The organism is Streptomyces sp. NPDC090106 (assembly GCF_044747265.1).
Lineage (GTDB): Bacteria > Actinomycetota > Actinomycetes > Streptomycetales > Streptomycetaceae > Streptomyces.
Genome location: NZ_JBIVDS010000001.1, coordinates 122,719 through 140,213, shown reverse-complemented (window position 1 = coordinate 140,213; position 17,495 = coordinate 122,719). Strand labels below are relative to the sequence as shown.

The window sequence follows — 17,495 nt, the reverse complement described above, 5'->3', positions numbered from 1 at the left end:
ACAGGCGCACGACAAGGCGCACTCCGTTTGTCACTGCCTGCCCGTACTGTCGAGACATGTCGTACGACCCGCATTCCACCGAGCGCTGGGCACCCGAACCCGACAAGCGCCCCGGCCGCACCGCCTTCCAGCGCGACCGTGCCCGCGTCCTGCACTCCGCGGCGCTGCGCAGACTGGCGGGCAAGACCCAGGTCGTCACCCCGGGCACCCGCAACCAGGCCTGGGACGCCAGCCCCCGCACCCGGCTGACCCACTCCCTGGAATGCGCCCAGGTGGGCCGCGAACTCGGCGAGGCCCTCGGCTGCGACCCCGACCTCGTCGAAGCCGCCTGCCTCTCGCACGACCTCGGCCACCCGCCCTTCGGGCACAACGGCGAACAGGCGCTCAACGAGTTCGCCGAGGACTGCGGCGGCTTCGAGGGCAACGCCCAGTCCCTGCGCCTGCTCACCCGCATCGAGCCCAAGCGGTTCACCCCCGAGGGCTCCGTCGGCCTCAACCTCACCCGCGCCGCGCTCGACGCCGCCACCAAGTACCCCTGGCCCCGGGGCGGCCACCCCTCGGACCCGGCGTCCCCGAAGTTCGGCGTGTACGAGGACGACCGGCCCGTCTTCGACTGGGTCCGCAAGGACGCCCCCGGCACCCGGACGACCTTCGAGGCCCAGGTCATGGACTGGGCGGACGACGTGGCGTACTCGGTCCACGACGTCGAGGACGGACTGCACGCGGGCCACATCGACCCCAACTGCCTGCACGCCGAACCGGAACGCCAGGAGGTCTTCGCGGTCGCCGTCGGCCGCTACGTCCCCGCCGGCACGGACCCCGCCGAACTCGCCGCCGCCCTCGACCGCCTCCAGGACGAGGACTGGTGGCCGCACGGCTACGACGGCACCGCGGTCGCCCAGGCCCGCCTGAAGGACGCCACCAGCCAGCTCATCGGCCGCTTCGCCCTCGCCGCCGAGGCCGCCACCCGCGCCCGGTACGGCACCGGCGCCCTCACACGCTACGGCGCCGCCCTCGTCGTACCGCACGGGACGAGGCTGGAGTGCGCGGTCCTCAAGGCCGTCGCGGACCGGTACGTGATGCAGCGGGCCGAGCAGGAGCGGCTGCGCGCGGACCAGCGGATCGTGGTCGCCGAGCTGGCCGAGGCGCTCACCCGCCGCGCCCCCGACGGCCTCGACCCCCAGTTCCGGGCCCTGTTCGACGGGGCGCCGGACGACCGCGCGCGCAAGCGGGTCGTCGTCGACCAGATCGCCTCGCTCACGGACGCGTCCGCCCGATCGCTTCACGCACGCATGACGGGCCGCTTGTGAACCCGACGCGCCCGGTGTGCGGCGAAACCCGCCCGAATGTGACCCTGCGTGGCCTGATCGGTCCACTCCCTCTTCCCCCATCACGCTCCGTGCGGGACGCTCCCATGTGGCGGCACCTTTAAGAGGAGGCATCAAGTGGTCGACGCGGATCAGACATTCGTCATCGTCGGAGGCGGTCTCGCCGGCGCGAAGGCGGCCGAGACGCTCCGAGCGGAGGGCTTCACCGGCCGCGTGATACTGATCAGCGACGAGCGCGACCACCCCTACGAGCGCCCGCCCCTGTCCAAGGGCTATCTGCTCGGCAAGGAGGAACGCGACAGCGTCTTCGTGCACGAGCCGGCCTGGTACGCGCGCAACGACATCGAGCTGCACCTCGGCCAGACCGTCGACGCCGTCGACCGCGCCGCGAAGACGGTCCGCTTCGGCGACGACGGCACGCTGGTCCACTACGACAAGCTCCTCATCGCCACCGGCGCCGAACCCCGCCGTCTGGACATCCCCGGCACCGGCCTCGCCGGCGTCCACCACCTGCGCCGCCTCGCCCACGCCGAGCGTCTCAAGGGCGTCCTCGCCGCGCTCGGCCGCGACAACGGGCACCTGGTGATCGCGGGCGCCGGCTGGATCGGCCTGGAGGTCGCGGCGGCGGCCCGCGAGTACGGCGCCGAGGTGACGATCATCGAGCCCGCCGTGACACCGCTGCACGCGGTCCTCGGCCCCGAGCTCGGCGGCCTCTTCGCCGACCTGCACCGCGAGCACGGCGTCCGCTTCCACTTCGGCGCCCAGCTCACCGAGATCGTCGGCCAGGACGGCATGGTCCTGGCCGCCCGCACCGACGACGGCGAGGAGCACCCGGCGCACGACGTGCTCGCCGCGATCGGCGCAGCCCCCCGCACCGCCCTCGCCGAGGCGGCGGGCCTGGAGCTCGCCGACCGCGCGCACGGCGGCGGCATCGCCGTCGACGAACAGCTGCGCACCTCCGACCCCGACATCCACGCCGCCGGCGACGTGGCCTCCTTCCACCACGCCCTCTTCGACAGCCGGCTGCGCGTCGAGCACTGGGCCAACGCCCTCAACGGCGGTCCCGCCGCCGCCCGCGCCATGCTCGGCCGGGACATCACCTACGACCGGGTGCCCTACTTCTTCTCCGACCAGTACGACCTCGGCATGGAGTACAGCGGCTGGGCGCCGCCCGGCTCCTACGACGAGGTGCTGATCCGCGGGGACGCCGGCAAGCGCGAGTTCATCGCGTTCTGGGTGAAGGACGGCCGTGTCCTCGCCGGGATGAACGTCAACGTCTGGGACGTGACGGACCCCATCCAGCAGCTGATCCGATCGAAGGCACAGGTGGACACCGAGGCGCTCGCCAACCCCGCCGTCCCCCTGGAGAGCCTCGTCCCGTGAGCGGGCGCCCCAGGAGTGTCGGCGCGGCCCCGTAGAATCACTGCGTGGCTGGACGGATCAATGACGAGGACGTAAAAGCGGTACGGGACGCGGTCCCGATCGACGCCGTGGTGTCCGAGTACCTCCAGCTGCGCAACGCGGGCGGCGGCAACCTCAAGGGCCTGTGCCCCTTCCACGACGAGAAGTCGCCGTCCTTCCAGGTCAGCCCCAGCAAGGGTCTCTTCCACTGCTTCGGCTGCCAGGAGGGCGGCGACACCATCACGTTCGTGATGAAGGTCGACCACCTCACGTTCTCGGAGTCGGTCGAGCGCCTCGCCGCCCAGGCCGGCATCACCCTGCGCTACGAGGAGGGCGGGTACAACCCGGCCCACCAGCGCGGTGAGCGCATCCGGCTGGTCGAGGCCCACAAGATCGCCGCCGACTGGTACGCCGAGCAGCTCGCGATCAGCCCCGAGGCCGAGACCGGCCGTCTCTTCCTCGCCGAGCGCGGCTTCGACCAGGCCGCCGCCGTCCACTTCGGCGTCGGCTACAGCCCCCAGGGCTGGGACCATCTGACCCGTTTCCTGCGCGGCAAGGGCTTCACCGACAAGGAACTCCTGCTCTCCGGGATCTCCCAGGAGGGCCGCCGAGGCCCCATCGACCGCTTCCGGGGCCGCCTGATGTGGCCGATCCGCGACATCGGCGGCGAGGTCGTCGGCTTCGGCGCCCGCAAGCTCTACGAGTCCGACAACGGCCCCAAGTACCTCAACACCCCCGAGACGGCGATCTACAAGAAGTCCCAGGTCCTCTACGGCATCGACCTGGCCAAGAAGGACATCGCCAAGGCCAGCCGCGCGGTCGTCGTCGAGGGCTACACCGACGTCATGGCCTGCCATCTCGCCGGGGTCACCACCGCCATCGCCACCTGCGGCACGGCCTTCGGCGGCGACCACATCAAGATCCTGCGCCGGCTCCTCATGGACAACGGCAGCGCCCGCGTGATCTTCACCTTCGACGGTGACGCGGCCGGCCAGAAGGCCGCCCTGCGCGCCTTCGAGGACGACCAGAAGTTCGCCGCCGAGACGTACATCGCGATCGCCCCCGACGGCATGGACCCCTGCGATCTGCGCCTCGCCAAGGGCGACGAGGCGGTCTCCGACCTCGTCGAACCCCGCACCCCGCTCTTCGAGTTCGCGCTGCGCCAGATCGTCGTGCGCTACGACCTCGACACCCCGGCGGGCCGCGCCGCCGCGCTCGACGAGGCCGCGCCGATCGTCGCCCGCATCAAGAACAGTGGCGCCCAGCACGAGGTGGCCGTCCAGCTCGCCGGGATGCTCGGCATCCTCGACACCCAGTTCGTCGTCAAGCGGGTGGCCCAGCTGGCCCGTTGGGCCCGCGACAAGGGCGGCAAGGGCGGCCCGGCCCCGGCCGGCCGGACCCAGCAGTACGAGGACGCCCCGCGCCCGGCCGCCTCGGGACCGGCGCTGAACCTCCGCAACCCCGTCTACGCCACCGAACGCGAGCTGCTCAAACTCGCCCTCCAGCGGCCCGAGCTGGTCTCCCCTGCCTTCGACGCGTACGGCATCGACGAGTTCACCGCGGTGCCCTACGCCGCCGTACGGCTGGCGATCATGGAGGCGGGCGGCGCCGAGTACGGCCTGCAGGACGCCCAGGACTACCTCGTCCGGGTCCGGGACGCCGCTCCCGACGACACCGTCCGCGCGATGGTCACCGAGCTCGCCGTGGAGGCGATCATGCGCCGCACGGTCGACGAGAACTACGCGGGCGACCAGCTCGTCACCGTCCGCCGCCGCGCCGTCGAGCGCCGTATCCGGGACATCCAGTCCCAGATGACCCGGTTGTCCGCGGGCGGAGACCCCGCGCAACTGGCCGCTACACAGAACGAATTGTGGGTACTCCAGCAGTACGACCAGGCGCTGCGCGGACACGGAGCCGCAGCTCTCTGAGCGTGTCGGGTCCGTCAGGGTAACCACCCGGTCACGGACCGGACTCAAAAAGTCACCGCACGCCCCTCGTGGCGGCGATGTGTCGTACTCCACACTGGGTTCCGGTGCCTGAGTCCTCGGAGCGCGGCCGATCCGTCCCCAGCGGGTCCCAGACCCCCGCGGTTCCGCTCATCGCGTATGGGACGGACAGCGGCGAGGCCGCCGACTCCGCCCCCGAAACAGCGCTGCCGCAGCACTCAGCAGCGATCATCCTGGAGGTCGCCCCCGTGCAGACCCAGACCCTCACACAGACAGAGACCGGTGCGGCCGGCGCGGAGCCCGACGGCGAGAGCGAGGTTCTCGTCGCGGTGCCTCCGCAGAGCCGTGCCGTGCACCACCCCGAGGCGGAACCGGCGGAACCCCCGGCCGAAGCGCTTCGGACCCCGGAGCCCGCCGAGGCGCCCGAACCCGCCCCGGCCGCCCGGTCCCGCGCCGACACCGGCGGCCCGTCCTCGGACCTGTTCCGGCAGTACCTCCGCGAGATCGGCCGCATCCCCCTGCTCACGGCGGCCGAGGAGGTCGAACTCGCCCGGCGCGTCGAAGCGGGCCTGTTCGCCGAGGACAAGCTCCTCAGCACCCCCGACCTGGACGGCCGGCTCGCCCTCGACCTGGACCGGCTCGTCGTCATGGGCCGGATGGCCAAGCGCCGCCTGATCGAGGCGAACCTGCGCCTGGTCGTCTCCGTCGCCAAACGGTACGTCGGCCGCGGCCTGACCATGCTCGACCTGGTCCAGGAGGGGAACCTGGGACTGATCCGCGCCGTCGAGAAGTTCGACTACGCCCGCGGCTACAAGTTCTCCACCTACGCGACCTGGTGGATCCGCCAGGCCATGTCCCGCGCCCTCGCCGACCAGGCCCGCACCATCCGGGTCCCGGTCCATGTCGTCGAGCTGATCAACCGTGTCGTCCGCGTCCAGCGGCGCATGCTCCAGGAACGCGGCTACGAGCCCACCCCGGAAGAGGTGGCCCACCATCTCGACCTGGCCCCGGAACGGGTCAGCGAGGTGCTCAGGCTGGCCCAGGAACCGGTGTCGCTGCACGCGCCCGTGGGCGAGGAGGACGACGTCGCCCTCGGTGACCTCATCGAGGACGGCGACGCGGCGAGCCCCGTGGAGTCGGCGGCGTTCCTGCTGCTGCGCGAGCACCTGGAAGCGGTGCTCTCCACCCTCGGCGAACGCGAACGCAAGGTCGTCCAGCTCCGCTACGGCCTCGCCGACGGCCGCCCCCGCACCCTGGAGGAGATCGGCCGGATCTTCGGCGTCACCCGCGAACGCATCCGGCAGATCGAGTCGAAGACCCTCAACAAGCTCCGGGACCACGCGTTCGCGGACCAGCTCAGGGGCTACCTGGACTGACCGCGGGTGCCGCCGCCGGACCCGGCGGCACCCTCCGGGCGGGGGTGCGGCTCAGTCGACCTCGGCCACGGCCTGCGCGAACTGCGCCTTGTACAGCCGGGCGTAGGCCCCGTCGGCCGCCAACAGGTCGGTGTGCGCGCCCTGTTCGACGATCGAACCGTTCTCCATCACCAGGATCGTGTCCGCGTCCCGGATGGTGGAGAGCCGGTGCGCGATCACGAACGACGTCCGCCCGTGGGCGAGTTTGGCCATCGCCTTCTGGATCAGCACCTCGGTCCGGGTGTCCACGGACGACGTCGCCTCGTCCAGGACGAGGATCACCGGGTCGGACAGGAAGGCCCGCGCGATGGTGATGAGCTGCTTCTCACCGGCGCTCACCCCCGTGCCCTCGTCGTCGATCACCGTGTCGTACCCGTCGGGAAGCGTGCGCACGAACCGGTCGGCGTGCGCGGCCCGCGCGGCCTCCTCGATCTCGCCCCGGGTGACCTCGCGGGAGGCCCCGTAGGCGATGTTCTCCGCGATGGTCCCGCCGAACAGCCAGGTGTCCTGGAGGACCATGCCGATCCCGGCGCGCAGCTCGTCGCGGGACATCGCGGCGATGTCGACGCCGTCGAGCGTGATCCGCCCGCCGGACACGTCGTAGAACCGCATCAACAGGTTGACCAGCGTGGTCTTGCCCGCTCCCGTGGGGCCGACGATGGCGACCGTGTGCCCCGGCTCGACCTTCAGCGAGAGGTCCTCGATGAGCGGCTTGTCGGGGTCGTAGCGGAAGGAGACGTTCTCCAGCGCGACCCGCCCCCGCAGCTCGTCCGGCCTGAGCGCGGGCGCCGGGTCGGCCTCCTGCTCCTCCGCGTCGAGGAGCTCGAAGATCCGCTCGGCGGAGGCCACACCGGACTGCACCAGGTTCGCCATCGACGCGACCTGGGTGAGCGGCATCGAGAACTGCCGCGAGTACTGGATGAAGGCCTGCACATCACCGATGGACAGCGCCCCGGACGCCACCCGCAGCCCGCCGACCACGGCCACCAGCACATAGTTCAGGTTCGACACGAACATCATCAGCGGCTGCATGACCCCGCTGTTGAACTGCGCCTTGAACCCGGCCTCGTACAGCGCCTCGTTCTGCTCGGCGAACTGCCGGGCCGACTCGTCCTGCCGTCCGAAGACCTTCACCAGGGTGTGCCCGGTGTACATCTCCTCGACGTGCGCGTTGAGCTTGCCGGTGGAGCGCCACTGCTGCACGAAGTGCGGCTGCGACCGCTTGCCGACCCGGGTGGCGACCACCGCGGACAGCGGCACGGTCACCAGGGCGACCAGCGCGAGGATCCAGGAGACGTAGAACATCATCGCGAGCACGCCGATGATCGTCAGCAGCGAGTTGATGAGCTGGCCCATCGACTGCTGGAGCGTCTGCCCGATGTTGTCGATGTCGTTGGTCGCGCGGGACAGCACCTCACCGCGCTGCCGCTTGTCGAAGTACGACAGGGGCAGCCGCGACAGCTTCGTCTGCACGTCCTCCCGCAGCCGGAACATCGTCCGGTTCACGGACCGGTTGACCAGCCGCGTCGCCCCCGCCATCAGCAGACCCGCGACGACGAACACGCCGAGGGCGAGCAGCAGGATGTGGCCGACGGCGTCGAAGTCGATGCCCTGGCCGGGGGTGAAGTCGGTGCTCCCCAGCATGTCCGCGACCGAGGAGTCACCGCGCTCGCGCAGCCCGGCCAGCGCCTCCTCCTTGGACGCCCCGGCCGGCATCTGCTTGCCGACGATGCCCGCGAAGACCAGGTCGGTGGCCTTGCCGAGGATCCACGGCCCGATCGAGTTCAGCCCGACGCTGACGACCACACAGGCCAGCAGCCCGTAGATGGTGAACCGCTCCGGCCGGAACTGGGCGATCAGCCGCCGCCCCGACACCTTGAAGTCCAGCGAGCGCTGATCGGGGCCGCCGCCGGCCATCATCCGCCCCATGGGCCCGGCCATCAGGCGGCCTCCGCTTCCGTGAGCTGGGAGAGCACGATCTCCCGGTAGGTCTCGTTGTCCGCCATCAGCTCGCGGTGCGTCCCCGTCCCCACGACCCGTCCCTCGTCTAGGACGACGATCCGGTCGGCGTCCCTGATGGTCGCCACCCGCTGGGCGACGATCACGACGGTCGCCTCGGCGGTCTCCCGGCCGAGCGCCGCGCGCAGGGCCGCGTCGGTGGCGTAGTCGAGGGCGGAGAAGGAGTCGTCGAAGAGGTAGATCTCCGGCCGCTGCACCAGGGTGCGGGCGATCGCGAGCCGCTGGCGCTGACCGCCGGAGACGTTCGTGCCGCCCTGGGCGATGGGGGAGTCCAGTCCGTTCTCCAGACCCTCCACGAACCCCTTGGCCTGCGCGACCTCCAGCGCGTGCCACAGCTCCTCGTCCGTGGCGTCCGGGTTGCCGTAGCGCAGATTGGTCGCCACGGTCCCCGCGAACAGGTACGGCTTCTGCGGGACGAGCCCGACCGTCCGGGCGAGCAGCGCCGGCTCCACCTCCGCGACGGGCACCCCGTCGACGAGGACCTCGCCCTCGGTGACGTCGAAGAGCCGGGGGACCAGCCCCAGCAGGGTCGACTTGCCGCTGCCGGTCGAGCCGATCACGGCGGTCACCTCACCGGGCCGGGCCACCAGGCCGACGCCCTTGAGCACCGGCTCCTCGGCCCCCGGGTAGCGGAACCCGGCGTCCCGGATCTCCAGGTGCCCGTGGCGTCGCAGCTCGACCACGGGGGCGAGCGGCGGCACGACGCTGGACGAGGTCCCGAGGACCTCCTCGATCCGCTCGGCGCAGACCTCAGCGCGCGGCACCATCATGAACATGAAGGTGGCCATCATCACGGACATCACGATCTGCATCAGATAGGACAGGAACGCCGTCAGATCGCCGATCTGCATCTCGCCGCTGTCGATCCGGTGGGCACCGAACCACACCACCGCGATCGACGACACGTTCACCGTCGTCATCACCACGGGGAACATCAGCGCGAGCATGTTGCCCGTCTTCAGCGACATCTCGGTGAGGTCGGAGTTGGCGTCGCGGAACCGCTGCTGCTCGTAGGTGTCGCGCACGAACGCGCGGATGACCCGGTTGCCGCTGATCTGCTCGCGCAGCACCCGGTTCACCGTGTCCAGCCGTACCTGCATCGTCCGGAACAGCGGTCGCAGCCGCCGCACGATCAGCGTGACGCAGATGCCCAGCGTGGGCACGACGGCCACCAGCACGGCCGACAGCGGGACGTCCAGGCCGAGCGCCAGCACGATGCCGCCCACACACATGATCGGAGCCGACACCATCAGGGTGAACGTCATCAGGGCGAGCATCTGCACCTGCTGGACGTCGTTCGTCGTCCGGGTGATCAGCGAGGGCGCCCCGAAGTGGCCCACCTCGCGCGACGAGAACGACTGCACCCGGTCGAAGACCGCGGCCCGCACGTCCCGCCCGAGCGACGCGGCCGTCCGGGCGCCGAAGTACACGGCCCCGATGTTGCACACGACCTGCGCCAGCGAGATGCCGATCATCAGGGCGCCGTAGGACAGGATGTAGCCGGTGTCCCCGTTCACCACGCCCTCGTCGATGATGTCGGCGTTCAGGGTGGGCAGGTAGAGGGTCGCGCAGGTCTGCAGGAGCTGGAGCAGCACCAGCAGGGCGATGGGTTTCTTGTAGGGCCTGAGATAGGTCCGCAGAAGTCGTATGAGCACGCTACGTCTCTCGGAGTGGGTGACAGGGGCCGAGCTGGTTGCCCCTGGCCCCTATCGTCGGACACTCCACCCGCGTTACCTCAACCGATTAAGCCGACAGCGCGCAGTTGTACGGCCTTAGGGGTGGCGGGGCCCCGCTTTCCTACCGGTCTCTTACCTTCCGGAAGGCCGTCAGCGCGCGTTGAACGCCCCGGGATGGGTCTGGTCCCGCACGGACACGAACTGCTGCCGCACCGCCTGCCCCACCGCCAGCTCCTCGCCGGGTTCCAGGACCTGCGCCCCGGCCGCGCCCTGCCAGGCCGGCGGGATCCGCGGATCGAGCGTCCCCTGCTGCGTCCCGAGCGCCCAGGCCGCCTGCCGCGCCGCCCCGATCGCCGCGTAGTCCGCGGGCTGCGGGACGACGACCTGGGCGCCGAAGATGGCCGGCGCCGCCGCCTGCACGGCCGCCAGCTCGGCAGCGGCCCCCAGCAGGAACACCCGCCGCACCTCCACGCCCCGCGTCCTGAGCACGTCCAGCGCGTCCGCGAGCCCGCACAGCATGCCCTCGAACGAGGCCCGCGCGAGATGCTCCGCCTTCATCGACTCGCGCCGCAGCCCGGCCAGCGTCCCCGCGGTGTGCGGCAGGCTCGGCGTCCGCTCGCCCTCCAGATAGGGCAGCAGCACCAGCCCGTGCGAGCCCGGCGTCGACTTCATCGCCAGCTCGGACAGCGCCTCCAGATCCGGCAGCCCGAGCAGCTCGGCGGTGCCCCGCAGGGTCCGTACGGCGTTCAGGGTGGTGACCACGGGCAGGTGCATGCCGGTCGCGTCGGCGAGCGAGGTGATCATCCCGCTGCTGTCGACGAGCGCCTCGGGATGCACGGCCATCACGGACCCGGACGCGCCGAGCGAGACGACCGCGTCCCCGAGCCCGATGCCGAGACCGAACGCGGCGGCCATGGTCTCGCCGGTCCCGGCGGATATCAGCAGCCCCTCGGGGGTGGTGCCGGCGGCGTCGGACGGCCCGATCACCTCGGGCAGCATCACCTGGTGGCCGAGCGCCAGCTCGACGAGGTCGGGCCGGTAGCCGCCGGACGCCGCGGACCAGTAGCCGGTGCCGGAGGCCCCGCCGCGGTCCGTGGTCCGCCGCACCGGCCGTCCGAGCAGCTGCCACACGAGCCAGTCGTGGGCCTGGAGCAGGACGGAGGAGCGCGCCGCGGCGTCGGGTTCGTTCTTCAGCAGCCAGCGCAGCTTGGTGACGGGCTGGGCGGCCTGCGGGACGCAGCCGACGGCCTGTGCCCATGCCTCCTTGCCGCCGAGCGCGTCGATCAGGTCCGCCGCCGCGACCTGCGCCCGTTTGTCCGCGCCGACGATGGCGGGACGCACGGTGTTGCCCTGCGCGTCGAGCGGCACGACCGCGTTCCGCTGCGCGGACACACCGATGGCCTGAACGCCTTCGAGCAGTCCGCCGCCGGCCGCCTCACCGAGGGAGAGCAGCCATGCCTGGGGGTCGACGTCGGAGGGACGCCCCTCGATCGGGTGCGGGGCGTACCCCTGCCGCAGCACGGACCCCGTGTCCGCGTCGCAGACGACGATGCGAGTGAAATCGGGCGCACTGTCCAACCCGGCGACTATCCCCATGGCCAAAATTCTGCCGCACGCGCCGCCGTGGTTGAGCCGCGTAGACCGCGCGGACGCGTGCGATGTGCCGGCGGGGGGCTCCGCCGTGGCTGGTCGCACAGTTCGACGCACCCCACGGGGTGGGGTGCGTCACTGTGGCCGCCGTGTCCGTCGTGGCCGCGGGGTCAGGTGTTGCTGGTGCCCCAGTCGTCCTCCGCCGCGCCGCCCGCGCCGCGCTCCCTGAGCGAGCGCACACGCTGCGCCACCGAGTCCGGGACCCGGTCGCCCACCTTGTCGCTGACCACGTGGTACGCCTTCCCGGCGAACTGGCGGCCCTGCTGGGCGGCCGACTCGGCGGTGTTGCGGACCGCGGGGTTCTGGGAGATCTGGCGGGCCGATTTCTTCAACTGCTCGTAGCGCTCGCGACCGGCACGCGTGCCCAGCACGTAACCCAGGGCCAGTCCGGCGACGAACGTGAGCTTGTAGCGCATGGCCTGAGCCACCCTTCCGTCGTGGGGCGAGTGTCGCGGGGGGAACCGATTGGCGGAGCACCCCCCTGCTTGCGCTAATGTATGTGTCGCAGCGAACGCCCGCCCCCTGGCGAATACCCAGGGAGGTACGTTCGATGCAACGAGGCATTCCTCCGTAGCTCAATTGGCAGAGCAGCCGGCTGTTAACCGGCAGGTTACTGGTTCGAGTCCAGTCGGGGGAGCTTCGATCTTCCGTAGCTCAATTGGCAGAGCAGCCGGCTGTTAACCGGCAGGTTACTGGTTCGAGTCCAGTCGGGAGAGCGCACTGAAGAGGACCCCGACGGGGTCCTTTTTCATGTCTCCCTCTTCACGCCGGGAACCGCGCAGGTCACAGCGGAGTCCTTCAGGGCATGCGAAGTCGACCATACGAAGCAGGAGATCGTATGAGCGGCTATGCTGCGGCAGACGGCGCGCACACATGTACGCGACACGCCGCTATGGGGCGGTAGCTCAGCCGGTTAGAGCAGCGGACTCATAATCCGTCGGCCGTGGGTTCGAGTCCCACCCGCCCCACCTCTCGCTGTCCATGAAGAACCGTTTCCGCCTTGTGTCGGCTCCTGTTGCGGTGCCCTGGGCGCGGGGTTTGAGTGTGAGGGACCCCCCTCCCGCACTCAGGAGCTGCCATGTCTATGGCATTCGGTTCCCCCTTCGGTCCCTCCGATCCGTTCGGTGACATGCTCAACCGGTTCTTCGGAATGTCGCCCGGGTCCTCGCCGCCGGCCGTGCAGCGCGTGCCCGTGGGGCGGCTGCTCACCGAGTCGTCGCACGAACTGCTCGGCACCGCCGCCCGCAAAGCGGTTCAGGACGGCACCCCGGACCTCGACACCGAGCATCTGCTGTGGGCGGCCACCCAGGTGGAGCCCACGCGCGGGGTGCTCGCCCGCGCCGGAGTCGACCCCGACGAACTCGCCGGGAAGATAGCCGAGGCGCTGCCGCGCGAGGCCGCCGAGCCGTCCGCCGAGCCCGGTCTCACCCCGGCCGCCAAACGGACCCTCGCCCTCGCCCACGCCACCTCGCAGGCCGCCGGTGTCTCCTACATCGGGCCCGAGCACATCCTCGACGCGCTCCTCGGCGACGCCGACTCCGGTGCCGGGCGCTTCCTGCGCGCCGAGGACCTCGACGTCGCGAAGCTGCGGGGCGAGCCCGCCCGGCCGCAGCAGCCCGCCACCACCCTCGACGAGTTCGGCCGGGACCTCACCGAGGAGGCGAGGGCGGGGCGGCTGGACCCCGTCGTCGGCCGGGCCGAGGAGATCGAGCAGACCGTGGAGATCCTCTCGCGGCGCTCCAAGAACAACCCCGTCCTCATCGGCGAGCCCGGCGTCGGCAAGACCGCCATCGTCGAGGGCCTGGCCCAGCGGATCGTCGCGGGCGAGGTGCCCGACACGCTGAAGGACAAGCGGGTCGTGTCGCTCGACCTGTCCGGGCTGGTGGCCGGCGCGCAGTACCGCGGCCAGTTCGAGGAGCGGCTGAAGAAGGTCATCGAGGACGTCCAGGCGGCCGAGGGGGAGGTCGTGCTGTTCATCGACGAGCTGCACACCGTCGTGGGGGCGGGGGCCAGCGGCGAGGGCGCGATGGACGCCGGGAACATGCTCAAGCCCGCGCTCGCCCGCGGTGAACTCCATGTCGTGGGCGCCACGACCATCGACGAGTACCGCAAGTACATCGAGAAGGACGCCGCCCTGGAACGCCGCTTCCAGCCCGTCCTGATCCCCGAGCCGACCGTCGAGGAGACCGTCCAGATCCTCGAAGGGCTCCGCGACGCCTACGAGGCCCACCACCAGGTCCGGTTCGCCGACGGCGCCCTCGCGGCGGCGGCCGAGCTCTCCGACCGCTACATCGGCGACCGCTTCCTGCCCGACAAGGCCATCGACCTCATGGACCAGGCCGGCGCCCGGGTCCGGCTGCGCGGCGCGGGCCGCTCCACCGAGGTCGTCAGCCGGGAGGACGAGCTGGCCAAGCTGCGGCGCGAGAAGGACCAGGCCGTCACCGCCGAGGACTTCGAGAAGGCCTCGCGGCTCAAGGACCGCATCGCCGAGGTCGAGGGCGAACTCGCCGGGATCGAGGAACGCCGGGAGGGCGTCGTCTCGGTCACCGCCGCCGACATCGCCGACGTCGTCTCCCGCCGCACCGGCATCCCCGTCTCCCAGCTCACCGCCAGTGAACGGGAGAGGCTCCTCCGGCTGGAGGAGGAGATGCACGCCCGGATCGTCGGCCAGGACGAGGCCGTCACCGCCGTCTCCCAGGCCGTGCGCCGCAACCGCGCCGGCATGGGCGACGAGAACCGGCCGGTCGGCTCCTTCCTCTTCCTCGGCCCCACCGGCGTCGGCAAGACCGAACTCGCCAAGACCCTCGCCGAGCTGCTCTTCGGCGAGGAGGACCGCATGATCCGCTTCGACATGAGCGAGTTCCAGGAGAAGCACACCGTCGCCCGGCTCGTCGGGGCGCCGCCCGGATACGTGGGCTACGACGAGGCCGGCCAGCTCACCGAGAAGGTGCGCCGCAACCCGTACAGCGTGGTCCTGTTCGACGAGATCGAGAAGGCGCACCCCGACGTCTTCAACGCGCTGCTCCAGATCCTCGACGACGGCCGCCTCACCGACGGACAGGGCCGTACCGTCGACTTCCGGCACTGCGTGGTCATCCTGACGTCCAACATCGGCGCCCACCGCATCCTCGCCCACCAGGGGGACGCCGCCGAGCTCAAGGACGAGCTGATGGGGGACCTGCGGGGGCGGTTCCTGCCGGAGTTCCTCAACCGGATCGACGACATCATCGTCTTCCACAGCCTCACCGGGGAGGACCTGGCGGAGATCGTCGACCACCTCCTGGACCGCAGCAAGCACCGCGTGCACGCCCAGGGCATGACCCTGGAGGTCACCGAGGCGGCGAAGAAGCTCCTCGTCGCCCACGGCCACCAGCCCGAGTTCGGTGCGCGGCCCCTGCGGCGCACCATCCAGTCCGAACTCGACAACAGGGTCGCCTCCCTGCTGCTCGGCGGCGAGGTGAACCCCGGCGACACGATCGTCGCCGATGTCGTCGACGACTCCCTGCACTGCTCCGTGAAGTGACGGGCGGGACCGTCAGCCTCCCGTCTCCGCGGGGCTGACGGTCACGTTCAGATGCTTCATGATCGGCTGGTCGCTCTGGGTGCTGTAGTCGCCGAGGGCGCACAGCACGTTCATCTCCGGCATGTACCCGGCCGCGCAGCCCCGCGGAATGTCGTACGGGACGGCCGTGTAGCCGTTCAGCCGGCGGCGGCTGCCGTCCTTCGCGGTGCTCGTGATGTCGACGCGGCCCATGTCGGCGATGCCGCGCTCGCGCATGTCGGCACGGTTCATGAAGACGAGGGTGCGCAGGTTCGTGATGCCGCGGTAGCGGTCGTCGTCGGAGTAGATCGTGGTGTTCCACTGGTCGTGGGAGCGCATGGTGCCCAGGACCAGGACCCCCGGGGCCGGCACCACGTCGGGCAGCGGGGCGGCGGAGAACTCGGCCTTCCCCGACGGGGTGAGGAAGACCAGCTCACGGGCCGGCTGCTTGATCCTGAAGCCCAGCGGGAGCCGCACCCGGCGGTTGAAGTCCTCGAAGCCGTCCAGGGCCCTGGCCATGGTGTCGCGGATGCGGTCGTAGTCCTCGACGTACCACTGCCACGGCGTCCGGCTGTCGGGCAGCGCGGCCCGGGCCATGCCCGCGACGATCGCCGGCTCCGAGAGCAGGTGCTCCGAGGCGGGCCGCTTCATGCCGACGGACAGGTGCACCATGCTCATCGAGTCCTCGACTGACGTGCTCTGGACGCCCTTGCGCTGATGGTCCTTCTCGGTGCGGCCCAGACACGGCAGGATCAGCGCCGCGCGGCCGTGCACGACATGGCTGCGGTTCAGCTTCGTGCTCACCTGCACGGTCAGCTCGCAGTTCGCGAGCGCCGCGTAGGTGTACGGGGAGTCCGGCGCGGCGAGCGCGAAGTTGCCGCCCATCGCGACGAACACCTTCACCTCGCCGGCGCGCATCGCCTGGATGGTGCGGACCGTGTCCAGGCCGTGCGCGCGCGGCGGGTCGATGCCGCACACCTCGGCGAGCCGGTCCAGGAACGCCTCGGTCGGCCGGTGGTCGATGCCGCAGGTGCGGTTGCCCTGGACGTTGCTGTGGCCGCGCACCGGCGACGGTCCCGCCCCCTCGCGCCCCAGGTTCCCGCGGAGCAGCAGCAGGTTCACGATCTCCCGGACCGTGTCGACGCCGTGCTCGTGCTGGGTCAGGCCCAGACACCAGCTGACGACGGAGCGGTCGGCCTCCCCGTACACCCGCGCCGCCTTCAGCACATCGGCCCGGCTCAGCCCCGACTGGCGCTCGATCTCCTCCCAGGGCGTCGCCTCGCACCGCGCCCGGTACTCCTCGAACCCGGTGGTGTGCCGGTCGATGAACTCCCGGTCCAGCGCCCTGGGGTCGGTCGCCGACTGCTCCAGGACCGCCTTGGCCATGCCGCGCAGCAGCGCCATGTCGCCGCCGATGCGGGGCTGGAGGTTGAGCGTGGAGGTCCTCGTGGCGTGGAACGTCGCCATGTCCTTGAAGTCGTGCGGGATGATCGTCCGGGTCGCGGCGGCCTCCACCAGCGGATTGACGTGCACGATCTGCGCCCCGCGCTGGTACGCCTCGGCCAGCGCGGTCAGCATCCGCGGCGCGTTGGAGGCCGCGTTGACGCCGAAGACGAACAGCGCGTCGGCGCTCTCCCAGTCCTTGAGGTCCACGGTGCCCTTGCCGGTGCCCAGCGACGCCTGAAGGGCCCGGCCGCTGGCCTCGTGGCACATGTTGGAGCAGTCCGGCAGGTTGTTCGTGCCCAGTTCGCGGGCCATCAGCTGGTAGAGGAAGGTGGCCTCGTTGCCGAGCCGGCCCGAGGTGTAGAACGACGCCTCGTTCGGGTCGTCCAGCTCGCGCAGCGCCCGGCCGACGAGCTCGAAGGCGTCCTTCCAGGGCAGGGGCACGTAGTGGTCGGTGTCCGGGTCGTAGACCATCGGCTCGGTCAGCCGGCCCTGGTTCTCCAGGTCGTGGTCGGTCCATCCGGCCAGCTCGGTCACCGTGTGCGCGGCGAAGAACTCCCGCCCGACCCGCTTGCCCGTCATCTCCCAGGTGACGTGCTTGATGCCGTTCTCGCAGATGTCGAGGTGCAGGCCCTTGGTGTCGTCGGGCCAGGCGCAGCCCGGACAGTCGAACCCGGTCCGCTCATGGTTCATCTTCATGATCGCCCGGGGCCCGTCCACCGGGAGGGCGCCCTCGCGTGCCATGAAGCGGGTCACGCTCTTCGCCGCGCCCCAGCCCGCCGCCGGGTGGTGATAGGGGCGGAACCCGGGCTTCCCCCGCGGATCGGGCCCCACCCGGGGCTCCGTCGGGGGTTCCGTCACGGGCTCCCGCTCGCGCTCGTCCTTGCTGGTGGTCACGGCGCTCAACCCTTCCCGGAGGGGTGCGAGGGGTCGGGACACCCTCTCCCGGCAGGCTATGTCCGCCGTTGCGGGCCTGCCATTCGGACTGCGGCATTCCCCGGTGCGTGGATACGGTGAGCGCGTCCGCCCCGCCCGCAGTCCGCCCCACCTCCGCCCGCTGTCCGTTCCTCTCCGGT

The 17,495-nt window shown here is 71.1% G+C and carries 10 protein-coding genes and 3 tRNA genes; 8 read left to right on the top strand and 5 right to left on the bottom strand.

From position 1 onward, the window contains the following. The first annotated feature begins 56 nt into the window (after positions 1 to 56). The 4 genes from ACIPSE_RS00620 (at position 57) to ACIPSE_RS00605 (ending at position 6,051) form a co-directional block, all read left to right on the top strand. A complete protein-coding gene (locus ACIPSE_RS00620) occupies positions 57 to 1,310 on the top strand; it encodes a deoxyguanosinetriphosphate triphosphohydrolase (protein ID WP_401655841.1) in 1,254 nt (417 codons plus the stop codon). A 135-nt stretch (positions 1,311 to 1,445) separates the two neighbouring features. Then, positions 1,446 to 2,711: an NAD(P)/FAD-dependent oxidoreductase gene (locus ACIPSE_RS00615; protein WP_401655839.1), complete on the top strand. Its 1,266-nt coding sequence runs from the start codon at positions 1,446 to 1,448 to the stop codon at positions 2,709 to 2,711. A 44-nt stretch (positions 2,712 to 2,755) separates the two neighbouring features. Beyond that, positions 2,756 to 4,657 (top strand): DNA primase, encoded by a 1,902-nt coding sequence (dnaG, locus tag ACIPSE_RS00610; RefSeq protein WP_401655837.1) that lies wholly within the window; start codon positions 2,756 to 2,758, stop codon positions 4,655 to 4,657. 104 nt (positions 4,658 to 4,761) lie between these two features. Beyond that, on the top strand, positions 4,762 to 6,051 hold the full coding sequence (locus ACIPSE_RS00605) for an RNA polymerase sigma factor (RefSeq protein WP_401655835.1): 1,290 nt from the start codon (positions 4,762 to 4,764) through the stop codon (positions 6,049 to 6,051). A 51-nt stretch (positions 6,052 to 6,102) separates the two neighbouring features. Here the strand turns inward: ACIPSE_RS00605 and ACIPSE_RS00600 are convergent, their stop codons facing one another. The 4 genes from ACIPSE_RS00600 to ACIPSE_RS00585 form a co-directional block, all read right to left on the bottom strand. Then, complete coding sequence (locus ACIPSE_RS00600; RefSeq protein WP_401655833.1) at positions 6,103 to 8,031, bottom strand: ABC transporter ATP-binding protein; 1,929 nt, start codon at positions 8,029 to 8,031, stop codon at positions 6,103 to 6,105. Continuing rightward, complete coding sequence (locus tag ACIPSE_RS00595) at positions 8,031 to 9,764, bottom strand: ABC transporter ATP-binding protein (RefSeq protein WP_401655831.1); 1,734 nt, start codon at positions 9,762 to 9,764, stop codon at positions 8,031 to 8,033. Before ACIPSE_RS00595 ends, ACIPSE_RS00600 begins: the two co-directional genes overlap by 1 nt. Positions 9,765 to 9,935: 171 nt before the next feature. Then, positions 9,936 to 11,381 carry an FGGY-family carbohydrate kinase gene (locus ACIPSE_RS00590; RefSeq protein ID WP_401655829.1) on the bottom strand — a complete coding sequence of 482 codons (1,446 nt, stop codon included), beginning with the start codon at positions 11,379 to 11,381 and terminating at the stop codon, positions 9,936 to 9,938. 164 nt (positions 11,382 to 11,545) lie between these two features. Further along, positions 11,546 to 11,851, bottom strand: coding sequence for a YtxH domain-containing protein (locus ACIPSE_RS00585; RefSeq protein ID WP_401655827.1), 306 nt, complete (start codon positions 11,849 to 11,851; stop codon positions 11,546 to 11,548). 148 nt (positions 11,852 to 11,999) lie between these two features. Between ACIPSE_RS00585 and ACIPSE_RS00580 the strand changes: the two genes are divergently transcribed. From ACIPSE_RS00580 to ACIPSE_RS00565, 4 genes are all read left to right on the top strand, one after another. Next, positions 12,000 to 12,072: transfer RNA gene (locus ACIPSE_RS00580), tRNA-Asn, on the top strand. Positions 12,073 to 12,078: 6 nt separating this feature from the next. After that, a tRNA-Asn gene (locus ACIPSE_RS00575) sits at positions 12,079 to 12,151 on the top strand. 178 nt (positions 12,152 to 12,329) lie between these two features. After that, positions 12,330 to 12,403, top strand: a tRNA-Ile gene (locus ACIPSE_RS00570). 110 nt (positions 12,404 to 12,513) lie between these two features. Further along, entirely contained in the window at positions 12,514 to 14,958 is a 2,445-nt protein-coding gene (locus ACIPSE_RS00565) for an ATP-dependent Clp protease ATP-binding subunit (RefSeq protein WP_401655825.1), read from the top strand. A 12-nt stretch (positions 14,959 to 14,970) separates the two neighbouring features. On the opposite strand, the gene ACIPSE_RS00560 is transcribed toward ACIPSE_RS00565, so the two are convergent. Beyond that, complete coding sequence (locus ACIPSE_RS00560; RefSeq protein WP_401655823.1) at positions 14,971 to 17,316, bottom strand: FdhF/YdeP family oxidoreductase; 2,346 nt, start codon at positions 17,314 to 17,316, stop codon at positions 14,971 to 14,973. Positions 17,317 to 17,495: the final 179 nt, after the last annotated feature.